Origin of the sequence: Microcoleus sp. B4-C1 (assembly GCF_036705285.1) — a bacterium.
Lineage (GTDB): Bacteria > Cyanobacteriota > Cyanobacteriia > Cyanobacteriales > Microcoleaceae > Microcoleus.
On sequence record NZ_JAUBUC010000149.1, the window covers coordinates 1 to 7,977 of the forward strand.

Genomic DNA, 7,977 nt, shown 5'->3' on the forward strand with positions numbered 1-7,977 from the left:
CCGCCCGTCCAGAAAGGACGGGCGGGACGCCCATCCCACAATAACAATTAAAATTGTAAGTTATTTAATTCGCGATCCTTAGTAAATTACAGTGACTTACATGAGGAATTTAGTCCCTGACGGGCTGAGAATCGGTCAGACCCAGGAGGCTTGAGGAATATCTAAATCAGAGGAATCAAAACCTCTGATATCATGTCCGGTCGATTACCCCTAATACGGTAGGGGCGGGTTCACTAAAAATATCTGCCAATAATTGACAATCTCAAAAACCCGCCCTTTTAATCGCTTTTTCTTCAAGCTATTATAGAAACATACTTGATTCTCGATCGCATTATGGTTGCCTTACCCGATCGCCCATCGATGAGCGCAGAAGAATACCTCGCTTGGGAACCCACCCAAGAGGAACGCTACGAGTATTGGGATGGCGAAGTCGTCGCCATGAGCGGGGGCAGCCGCAATCACAATCGAATTTCAGGAAATTTCTTCAGAATCCTAGATGATGCCCTTGTCGATCGCCCTTGCGAACCTTACATCGCGGATGTCAAAGTCCAAGTGGAACGAGGGCAAAAATATTTTTATCCTGATGTTGTGGTAACTTGCGACGATCGCGATAACGATCCGCAATTAGTGCAATTTCCTTCCTTAATTATCGAAGTTTTATCGCCTTCCACAGAAGCAGCAGATCGCGGCATTAAATTTGCTAAATACCGCCAATTTTCAACACTGCAAGAATATGTCTTGGTGCAAGTTGAACAGCCAGGAGTAGAGATATTTCGGCGCAATCAACAGGGGCAATGGGTTCTCTTCGAGTATGGTTTAGGCGATTCCTTGCAACTTGAATCGGTGAATCTAGAAATTGCGATCGCCGATTTATATCGCCAAGTACAATTTTCTGAATAATTTCGCTGTCTAGGGATTTGATATTAATTATTGTAGCAATTTTTTTTAGTATTTGAACGAACCGCGAAGACGCGAAGAGCGCGAAGAAAAAACAGTATAGCAATCCTCGCATCATTTTTGAATTTCTTACTCCCTCCCCTTAATAAGGGGAGGGTTGGGGTGGGGTAAAAAATTTACGACTCCTGCAAGGATTGCTATATCTTCTTCTTTCTCTTTCTTCGCGTCCGCGTGCCTCGCGGTTCATATAATTTTACTCCAGATTCGTAAAAACCCGGTTTCTGGGCCCCGATGCGTAAGTCCAATTTAAACTGAGATGTTGCACCATTCTCAATAAACTTTTTATGGACAGGCAAGATGCCTGTTCCACAAAGAGTGAATTTTCTTGTGGAACAGGCCGAAAAGCCTGTTAAGCGAGAATGGTGCAAGATATGAGATTTAAACAAACTGGCCCGTTGGAGTCGATCGCACGCGACGAATTCCAATCACCGACGGCATCGGCGAACGACGCCTGTCATTCTCAATATTACTCGGCCACAAACTGCCGCGAGAAACACTACGAGTCTGATTAAAAACAGCACCGTTCAAATCCAACATTTCAATTTGCCGACTCAGTACAGTACCATCATCGATCGGACAATCTTCCCCAGGATGCTGCACCGCAAGCAACAGCGTATCTCCCACAAAAGTCGGCCCCGTCATTTCGCATCGGTTCGGGCCGTAAGCAAACGGAATTACTGTTCCTGCATTCGGCCCAGAAGTCGGAATGTAAAACAGCCAATTGTTGCCGAAAACACCAGTCAAATCTGACACATTTCCAGTCTTGTTGTGGTCGATCGTCTTTGGCTCTCCACTCGCACCGACATCAAAACCGTTGTGCGTGCTCGTAGACATATCAGTGACGACCCAAACATTGCCTTGAGGGTCAAAATCCAAATTGTCTGCATTAGCAAATCCCGCCCCATCTACCGCACCGGCTTCTCCACCCTGAGCCAAACGCTGCCAGCGGAACGTCAAACCCGCACCATCAGGACTGTCTTCAATTATTTTGTAAAGTCCTCCCGACTGCTGATTGCTGTTGACTGCGCTACCGTATTTAGCAACATTAAAAATGCGAGAATCTGGATAGCCGTCGCTTCCCGGTGCGCCGTCAGTATAAGCAATGAAAACTTCCTTCGTAGTAGGATTAACTTCCAAATCTTCCGGGCGTGCCGTCGGAGTGCCACCAATCAAATTAGCAGCTAAGAAAGCATCAACTAAAACCGCACCTTGGCTGCTGTAGAAATTAGCCAGAGTTTTATTTTGGTAGCCCGAAATTGCTGTTGCTTCATTGGTTGTATCTACTACAAAAGAACCGCCGTCTTCGGTTTGACCAGCAATTCCGGCGCGTTTGGGCAAGCGAGTAGCGGCATCTCTTTGAGCTTTGCCAAAACTTGCTAATTCCGCCTCGCCAACTCTAGAAGGACGCACCGGATTTGTCGGGGTATTTAATGTCAGTGGCAGCCATCTTCCAGTACCGTTGCGGTTATATTGGGCAACGTACAAAACCCCATCTTCAAACAATCGGCTGTTGTTTTTATCTGCGGGATTGGTGACATTACCGTTGCTGACAAATTTCCAGGTGTGTCCGCCGCGCCGATCGTCCCCCATGTACCCTATTAACTTGCGGCCTGCTTCAGCGCGAATCGCGACGTTTTCGTGGCGGAAACGGCCCAACCATGAGTGCTTCCGGGGGCGGAAACTCGGATCTTGGGGATCGACTTCTACCATCCAGCCGTATTTTTCGCCGACTAAGCCGAATTCCTCACCGATAGTGCCCTTGGCGTAGCTGGTTTGGCCACCGTTGGGTTTGACGTTTTCCTGAACCCCGACGAAAAATGCTTCGCTACCTTGGAAATTTTCTTCGGCGGAGAAGATTGTACCCCACGGGGTTGTGGCGCCGGAACAGTTGTAGGCTGTACCGATGATGCGGTTGCCGAGTCCGTCGGTGTTGACTTGCGCGAAGACTTGGGTAGCTGCAGGGCCCGTGCCGATGAGGTAGTTGTCGTCCCCTTGTCTGGTTCCCCAGGAGGTGACATCTTTGTATTTGTCGGTACGCTGGCTGTTGATTCCGAGGCCGGAAAGTCCGTGAATACGGCGGTTGAGGGGGTCGCCGGCGATCGCCTGAAATCTGCCGTTGGCTTGTTTGGTGATGCGGACGATCGAACCACCGAGATTGTACAGGAATTCGCCGATGGTATCGCGATTCTTTACGGATAAGTCTATACCCAGGACGGCGCGCTCGGTTGTTGGAAATGATGCCAAGTCTGACGGGGTATCGGGTGCCTCTTTCGACATTGGGAAGGATACGTACTCGTGGTTAACCCAGAGATAACCGTCGTCATTGCTGCCGCGAAGGCCTACAAAGCCGGTGTAGTCGCAGTTGTAGCCGAAATAGTCTGCCGGATTGGGAAAAACTCGATCGCCCCAGCGGACAATCACATAACGTTCGTATTCCGGCGGCACAACCACATCGTCAACAATGCTGTAACTCGTTAATCTAGTATCCTGTGAGGCAGCCATCACGGTTCCCTGTCCGTTTAAGCCCATCGGCATAAAGCTGGACAATTCTCGATAAATCGGCAGCGGGTGGGGAAGTCTTAACGGAGTGAAAGATAGCGGAACTACAGCTTCGGCCGAGGTGGAATTGATGCCGAATAGTGTTTTAGTTACTTGAGGGGCAAGCACAGTGGTAGCTGCACTGCTGCCGAAGAAAATTAGCAGTTGTCGGCGAGTTATTTTAGACATAAATTCCTGTTCAGCCCAACTTCCCTAATCAGATGATTCCGTATGAAACTCTATCACTATTAAATTAAGGGGAGTTAACCTGAAGGTTAATTAAAATTGGGAGGTATTTAGGTTAACAAAAAGTTAAATATTCTCATTGGCAAGTGGTAATTGGGAATAGAGAGAGAGATTCAGGAAAAAATATCTATCCATGTATCCGTGATTTCCGTGTCGTGCTGTTGGTTATTTGTTATTTGTTACCAATGCCCGATGCCATGCCCTGTTTGCCGCCCTGCGCGGGCCGATTTCAATCATCTCGAAAACCTGGATCATTTTCTCTGGAGGTCGATCGACTACGCGCAGGTACATTCATCACTTGCGAAGATCCAGAATTTGGGGACGAAATACTGCCGTTTCTGAATCCCAGCAGCAATTGAGCATCGGCAAAATATCTAGTCCACTGTTCGATTCTCGCATCTTGTTGCCAGTCGCGACGGGATACTCTCGATCGCAAAACTGGAACCCTTTGTCGGCTGCGATCGGCTGTAATGATGATTGTAACTTCTGTTAATGCCGGATTTTCCTGAAACTCGCGGGCGATCGACTCTTTCGCTAAATCTTCCGCCTGCTGCACTAAACTCGCAAAAGATTGACTGCCGTCCGAATCTAAGGTAAGGTAGCGCTCTTTGGTTTCAGCCAAACCTATTGATATACTTGCTGTTAAACTGATAATTGCTAGAATGACAGCCGACAATAAGCGTAGGTACAAATTCATTATGTTTGAAACTAAATACTAACACTTGTCAATAATAGTTAATAAAATTTAACAGACTGTTAAGCTTAAATTAAAATAATATTTTGTCTCACCATATTTCCGCTTAACAGACAAGATGCCTGTTCCACAACAAGTGCCTTTTCTTGTGGGTTGGGCATCCTGTCCGCCCATAGAATGGTTATTGATAATGGTGCAATATCTCAGTTTTACTCGAAATACTTGTCAGTAGCAAAGGATGTTGATAAACCAGCCCCCGCGTTATTCTTCTTCCTTCAACCTCAGAAGGAAAACTAGATAATTAATCCGTGTATCCGTGTCAAAATCCGTGTCGTGCCTTCCTTCTTCCTTATGAAACTAACAAAATGTGCGATCGCCCTCGGTAGCAACTTAGGCGACTCCCTAGCCACACTCTCTAGCGCGATCGTAACCCTAAACAACACCCCAGGAATAGCAGTAAAATCCCATTCAAGCTGGTATCAAACCGCCCCCGTCGGGCCGCCCCAACCCGATTACATCAACGCCTGTGCCATCCTAGAAGTTGCACTAAAACCCGAACAATTACTAGCAAAATTATTAGAAATTGAAATAAAATTTAATCGAATTCGCAGAGAAAAATGGGGGCCAAGAACCCTCGATCTAGATTTGCTGCTGTACGACAATTTAATCCTAGAAACTCCCACACTGACTCTACCTCATCCCCGGATGACCGAAAGAGCTTTTGTATTAGTACCTTTAGCAGAAATTGCCCCGGATTGGGTGCATCCGGTGACGAAAAGTGCGATCGGCCAACTCCTGCAAACCGCAGACTGTTCGGGAGTGCAAAAATTGTAACTGTAAAAAGTGAGTACAATTCACCGATCGTACCAGTAAAAAAAATGCAACCGTAAGTAAGCTCCAAACTGTGATAGTTATCAGTCATTCCCAATCTAAAATCTAAAATCTAAAATCTAAAATCGTATTAGATCGCCTATGATGTCTTAAATCGGTGCAATCAAACATTATTCGCTTGTCGCTTATGTCGATCGGTCAAGAACTACCCCAACTCCTCAAACAACGCCTATTTTACCAAGGGCGCAAATTCAACTTTGACGTAGCCACCCTCCGTCTTCCCAACGGTTCCGAAGGCGAGTGGGAATGTATTCGCCACCCAGGCGGAGCACTTGCAGTTCCCGTCACACCCGAAGGTAAACTCGTCTTGGTACGCCAATATCGCTTTGCCACAAAAGGGCGAATTTTAGAATTTCCCGCAGGTACAGTAGAAATCAATGAAAATCCCGCCGAAACTATCAAACGCGAAATCGAAGAAGAAACCGGATATCGCGCCGGAAAATGGCAGAAATTAGGGCAATTTTTTCTCGCCCCCGGTTATTCCGACGAAATCATTTATGCTTTCTTAGCCCAAGATTTGGAAAAACTGGAACAGCCGCCAGCACAAGATGATGACGAAGACATTGAAACAGTTCTATTCACTCCAGAAGAATTAGAAAAAGCTATCTTAGCTGGGGAACCCATTGATGCAAAATCTATTTCTAGCTTTTTCTTGGCACGTCCCTTTTTGATGTAAATCTGACTGACGGAAAAACCCGGTTTCTTATAAAAATCGTGCGTCCAACCGATAAATATTAACTTAGAAACCGGGTTTTTGAACCCGCTTGTGTCCAGAACTGTAAAATCTAAAATCTAAAATCTAAAATCTAAAATCGAATGTCTGATATATCCAATCTAATTTTATTTTGGCACCGCCGCGACTTGCGTATTTCTGACAACATCGGGCTGGCAGCAGCGCGCCAGCAAAGCCCGAAAGTAGTCGGAATTTTTTGTCTCGATCGCAATATCCTAAATCGCGATGACGTAGCGCCAGCCCGAGTCACATACATGATCGGCTGCTTGCAAAAACTCTCCTCGCGTTACAGGGATGCAGGCAGTCAATTGCTGATCATTCAAGATGACCCGATTCTAGGAATACCGAGATTAGCAACAGCTATAAATGCTCAAGCAGTATTTTGGAACTGGGATGTAGAACCCTACGCAAAACAGCGCGATATTTCCGTCTCAAACGCCCTCCAACAAGCAGGAATTCAAGTTCAAAATTTCTGGGATCAACTCCTGCACGCCCCAGATGAAATTCGCAGCGGTACAGGGACTCCCTACACGGTTTATACACCATTTTGGAAAAAATGGAACAGTAAACCCAAAGCCCAACCAGTAGAGACACTGCCGATAACTTATCTGGAATTAATGACCGGCTTAACCGCCGAAGAACAAGCAATCGCCAACCAAGCAGGTGCAATGGAAACAGTGCCAACTGCCTCTAGTTTGGGATTTATTTGGGAAAATCCCTTAGTAATAGAACCCGGAGAAGATGCAGCGCAACAAAAATTAGAAGAATTTTGCGATCGGGCAATTTACAAATATCAAGCACAGCGCAATTTTCCCGCCATTAACGGCACATCCAAACTCAGCGCAGCCCTCAAATTTGGTGCAATTGGCATCCGCACTGTTTGGCAAGCTACCCAAATAGTAATGGACACTTGCAGCAGCGAAGAAGCGTCTACAAGCATCCGTACTTGGCAACAGGAAATAGCGTGGCGAGAATTTTACCAACACGCCATGTATAACTTCCCAGAATTAGCAGACGGCCCCTACCGTCAAGCATTCAAAGACTTTCCTTGGGAGAACAATGAAAAGCTCTTTCAAGCTTGGTGTAAAGGCAAAACAGGCTATCCTATTATCGATGCAGCAATGCGGCAGTTAAATCAGACAGGTTGGATGCACAATCGCTGTCGCATGATAGTCGCCAGTTTCCTCACCAAAGATTTAATTATTAACTGGCAGTGGGGTGAAAAATACTTCATGCAAAAATTGATAGATGCCGACCTTTCTGCTAACAACGGCGGCTGGCAGTGGAGTGCATCGAGTGGTATGGATCCGAAACCTTTGCGAATATTCAATCCGGCGAGTCAAGCTCAAAAATTTGACCCGGAAGGGGAGTATATTCGGCACTGGGTTCCAGAATTGCGCCGCGTTGATACTAAACTTTTGCTAACAGGAAATATTTCACCTTTAGAACGCCGACTTCTTCATTATCCGTCTCCAATCGTAGAGCACAACGAGCAGCAGCGAAAGTTTAAGGAACTTTACAGCCAGCAAAAAAACGCAGGTTAGACTGCTAGATTTTTGGCGATATTTACCAGTAAATTAAGTTGAGGGGCGCTGTACACTCCTAAACTTAAAAGATGGTATCAGTTAGAATAAACTTAAATAAATCGGAGGTTGAAATGGTAACTCTGCAATTAAGACAAATCATTGTACCACCTGGACATAGAGTGCTGTTCAATGATGTCAACTGGCAGGAATTTGAAGCAATTTTAGAAGAGTTGGGAGAACACCGTGGCTCTAGAATAGCTTACAGTCAAGGAACTTTGGAGATTAGGATGCCACTACCAGAACATGAGAAAGCTAGGGAGCATCCCGATTTTGCAAGTATACAAAAGTATGATATGATGTATTGTTTTTTTGGAAAACCGACACTTAGCTTC

Annotated in this window: 6 protein-coding genes and 1 pseudogene; 5 read left to right on the top strand and 2 right to left on the bottom strand. The window is 45.9% G+C overall.

What is annotated here, in order from left to right:
- Window positions 1–333: 333 nt before the first annotated feature.
- Window positions 334–900, top strand: a complete 567-nt coding sequence (locus QUB26_RS30555; protein ID WP_333243310.1) for a Uma2 family endonuclease — start codon at window positions 334–336, stop codon at window positions 898–900.
- Between the two features lie 435 nt (window positions 901–1,335).
- On the opposite strand, the gene QUB26_RS30560 is transcribed toward QUB26_RS30555, so the two are convergent.
- Together QUB26_RS30560 and QUB26_RS30565 are read right to left on the bottom strand one after the other, a co-directional pair.
- On the bottom strand, window positions 1,336–3,684 hold the full coding sequence (locus tag QUB26_RS30560) for a PhoX family phosphatase (RefSeq protein WP_333243315.1): 2,349 nt from the start codon (window positions 3,682–3,684) through the stop codon (window positions 1,336–1,338).
- Between the two features lie 286 nt (window positions 3,685–3,970).
- Window positions 3,971–4,438 carry a hypothetical protein gene (locus QUB26_RS30565; RefSeq protein WP_333321070.1) on the bottom strand — a complete coding sequence of 156 codons (468 nt, stop codon included), beginning with the start codon at window positions 4,436–4,438 and terminating at the stop codon, window positions 3,971–3,973.
- 348 nt (window positions 4,439–4,786) lie between these two features.
- Here QUB26_RS30565 and folK point away from each other — a divergent pair, with 348 nt between their 5' ends.
- The 4 genes and pseudogenes from folK to QUB26_RS30585 form a co-directional block, all read left to right on the top strand.
- On the top strand, window positions 4,787–5,269 hold the full coding sequence (gene folK, locus QUB26_RS30570; protein ID WP_333321072.1) for a 2-amino-4-hydroxy-6-hydroxymethyldihydropteridine diphosphokinase: 483 nt from the start codon (window positions 4,787–4,789) through the stop codon (window positions 5,267–5,269).
- 184 nt (window positions 5,270–5,453) lie between these two features.
- Window positions 5,454–6,002 carry an NUDIX hydrolase gene (locus QUB26_RS30575; protein WP_333055091.1) on the top strand — a complete coding sequence of 183 codons (549 nt, stop codon included), beginning with the start codon at window positions 5,454–5,456 and terminating at the stop codon, window positions 6,000–6,002.
- Between the two features lie 149 nt (window positions 6,003–6,151).
- The gene (locus QUB26_RS30580; protein ID WP_333243330.1) at window positions 6,152–7,603 is read left to right on the top strand and encodes an FAD-binding domain-containing protein; all 1,452 of its coding nucleotides are present in this window, start codon (window positions 6,152–6,154) and stop codon (window positions 7,601–7,603) included.
- 113 nt (window positions 7,604–7,716) lie between these two features.
- Window positions 7,717–7,977 (top strand): annotated as a pseudogene (locus tag QUB26_RS30585) (Uma2 family endonuclease); the annotation flags it as partial.

Bases quoted from the DNA above. Each gene is read 5' to 3' on its own strand.
- QUB26_RS30575 (WP_333055091.1), top strand. From the start codon at position 5,454: ATGTCGATCGGTCAAGAACTACCCCAACTCCTCAAACAACGCCTATTT.
- folK (WP_333321072.1), top strand. From the start codon at position 4,787: ATGAAACTAACAAAATGTGCGATCGCCCTCGGTAGCAACTTAGGCGAC.
- QUB26_RS30555 (WP_333243310.1), top strand. From the start codon at position 334: ATGGTTGCCTTACCCGATCGCCCATCGATGAGCGCAGAAGAATACCTC.
- QUB26_RS30565 (WP_333321070.1), bottom strand. From the start codon at position 4,438: ATGAATTTGTACCTACGCTTATTGTCGGCTGTCATTCTAGCAATTATC.
- QUB26_RS30560 (WP_333243315.1), bottom strand. From the start codon at position 3,684: ATGTCTAAAATAACTCGCCGACAACTGCTAATTTTCTTCGGCAGCAGT.